This window comes from Spongiactinospora gelatinilytica (assembly GCF_003236385.1).
GTDB lineage: Bacteria > Actinomycetota > Actinomycetes > Streptosporangiales > Streptosporangiaceae > Spongiactinospora > Spongiactinospora gelatinilytica.
This window is the reverse complement of record NZ_POUA01000603.1, coordinates 1-2,752: the sequence shown is the minus strand read 5'-3', so window position 1 is coordinate 2,752 and position 2,752 is coordinate 1. Positions and strand designations below refer to the sequence as shown.

3 pseudogenes are annotated in these 2,752 nt (G+C 69.8%); 2 read left to right on the top strand and 1 reads right to left on the bottom strand.

Features of this window, described 5'->3' with window-relative positions:
• Positions 1–798 (bottom strand): annotated as a pseudogene (locus tag C1I98_RS37550) (hypothetical protein); the annotation flags it as partial.
• A 150-nt stretch (positions 799–948) separates the two neighbouring features.
• Between C1I98_RS37550 and C1I98_RS37545 the strand changes: the two are divergent.
• Positions 949–2,141, top strand: a pseudogene (locus tag C1I98_RS37545) (RNA-guided endonuclease InsQ/TnpB family protein); the annotation flags it as partial.
• A gap of 30 nt (positions 2,142–2,171) precedes the next feature.
• Positions 2,172–2,752 (top strand): annotated as a pseudogene (locus C1I98_RS37540) (hypothetical protein); the annotation flags it as partial.

Here is a 2,752-nt window from a genome sequence, read left to right as displayed (position 1 = left end):
GATCCTGTTCGTCGACGCCACCACCCTCCGCCCGCCCCTGGCAGCCCGGGAAGGAGTGGTGGCGTCGACGAACAGGATCAGGCCGCCGAAGATCATGATCAGGGAGGGGATCTCGCTGAACGTGGTGCGGGAGGTGTAGAGGATGGGCAGGCTGATCGCGAAGGCCAGGGCGGCGAGAGGGGCCCAGCGGCCGCCGATCAGGCGGGCGGCGGCCCCCGCCACGGTGAGGACGGCGAGCGACCCCAGGACGGCGGGGGTGAGCAGCAGGCCGGTCACGCCCCCGGCCCAGTGGCCGACCGCGTAGATCAGCGACGGCCCCGCCACGAACTGCGGGACGACCGCGCCCTCGAAGTCGTAGAACCCGACGCTGTCGAAGAGCAGCGCCGGGTCAGGCCCGCCGAACGCCGCGTCCTGGTAGGGGATCGGCAGCGAACCGTGCTCGGCGACCCACGCCGCGCTCAGCGCGTAGGTGGCCGGATCGCGCCGCACGATGAGCTGCTCCGCGTGCAGCAGCGCGTTGAACACGCCCGATCCGATCGCGACGGCGAAGACCGCCACGACGTGCCAGGCGCGCGCCTCGATCGGGGCGGACACCTGCCGCGCTCCCGCCCAGCAGGCGAGGACCGCCAGCGGCACGCCCGTGAGCAGGGCGAACACGGGCGCGAAGCGGCCCACGAGCAGCAGCGGCAGGGCCGCCGTGAGCCAGCCGGCCAGCGCGAGGGCGGGCACGGCGGAGCCCACGGCGAGCACCCGGCCCGCTCGTGGCCACCGCGCGAGGTCGAAACCGGCACCTTTCATCAATTACCTCCGAGGAGACCCCCGCCTGCAGGCGGAAAGGAATCGGGCCCCTGCGGAGCAGGACAGGGGGGCAGGCGATCAGCCACCAGACTCTCCGCCGTATCGAATGTTCGCGCGATCCTCAGCTGATCTCGCGATATTATGTGAGGCATGGTGCAGACCGTGAAGCGGGCCTACAAGTACCGCTTCCACCCGACTCCCGAGCAGGCCGAAGAGCTTGCCCGGACGTTCGGCTGCGTCCGCCTCGTTTACAACAAAGCCCTGGAAGAACGCACCCGCGCCTATGCACTGGAAGGCCGCCGCGTCTCCTACGTGGAATCGTCGGCCATGCTGACGGCATGGAAGCGCGGCGGCGAGTACGACTTCCTGTTCGAGGTGTCGTCGGTTCCGTTGCAGCAGGCGTTGCGGCACCTTCAGGCGGGGTTCGCGAACTTCTTCGCCAAGCGTGCCAGGTACCCCACGTTCAAGTCGCGCAAGAAGTCCCGCGCGAGCGCGGAGTACACCCGCTCGGCGTTCCGCTTCCGCGATGGCACCCTGACGCTGGCGAAGATGGACCGGCCGCTGGCGATCGTGTGGTCGCGTCCCCTGCCGGAGGGGGCCGAGCCGTCCACCGTCACCGTGAGCACAGACGCGGCGGGGCGCTGGTTCGTGTCCATCGTGGTCGAGGAGAAGATCCCACCTTTGCCACCGGTGGAGGCGAGGGTGGGCGTGGACGCGGGTGTCACCGCGCCGGCCACGCTCTCCAGCGGGGAGAAGATCCGCAATCCGCGGCATGAGCGCCGGGACCGGCGCAAACTGGCCAAGGCGCAGCGGGCGCATGCCCGGAAGGAGAAGGGCTCGAGCAACCGGGCCAGGGCCCGGCTCAAGGTGGCGCGGGTGTACGCCCGGATCGCCGACCGGCGAAGAGATCATCTGCACAAGGTCACCACACGGCTTGTCCGCGAGAACCAAGTGATCGCCGTGGAAGACCTGACCGTCCGCACCATGGTCAAGAATCACTCGCTGGCGCGCGCCGTCTCGGGTGCGGCCTGGCGGGAGTTGCGCGGCATGCTGGAGTACAAGGCGGGCTGGTACGGGCGTGAGCTGGTGGCGGTGGACCGCTGGTTTCCCAGCAGCAGGCTGTGCTCGGCATGTGGCACCTTGAAAGAAAAGCTGCCGTTGAGCGTCCGCGAATGGGAGTGTGCCTGTGGCGCGGTCCATGACCGGGATGTCAACGCCGCGAAGAACATCCTCGCCGCAGGGCTTGCGGAGAGGTGAAACGCCTGTGGAGCTGGTGTAAGTCCTCAAGAGGAGTTCTCCTTGGCGGGCGACCGGTGGTGAAGCAGGAAGGCCGGCCGGTGACGGTTGGATTCCTCTCCCTTAGGGAGAGGAGGATGTCAACACTGAGCGCGAGCCTACGCGCGAACCGATGGTTCGCCGGTGTGCTCGCCCTGGGCGTCCTCCTGCGCGTCCTCGCCATGCTGGGCTTCCAGCCCGCCCTGTGGTTCCCCGACGCCTACACCTACGTCGTCACCGCCATGCGGCCCAGCCCCGACCTGGTACGCCCGGCCGGCTACTCCTTCTTCCTGCTCCTGCTCCGGCCGTTCCACTCCTTCGGGCTGGTCGTCTTCGTCCAGCACGCGCTCGGCGTGGCCATCGGCGTCCTGGTGCACACGGTCGCGCGGCGGCTGCGGGCCCCCCGCTGGGCGGCCACTCTCGCCGCCGCGCCGGTGCTCCTGGACGCCTACCAGATCGAGCTGGAGCACCTGCTGGTCTCCGACACGCTGTTCGCGTTCCTGGTGCTGTCGGCGGTGTGCCTGGGGATCTCGCGGGCGCCCCGGCGGCGTACGGCGTGCGCGATCGGGCTTCTGGTCGCCGCCGCCACGCTGACCAGGTCCGTCGGGCTGCCACTGATCATCGTGATCGGGGCGTGGCTGCTGCTCCGCCCGGCCGATCTGGAGGCCGGGCGGAGCAG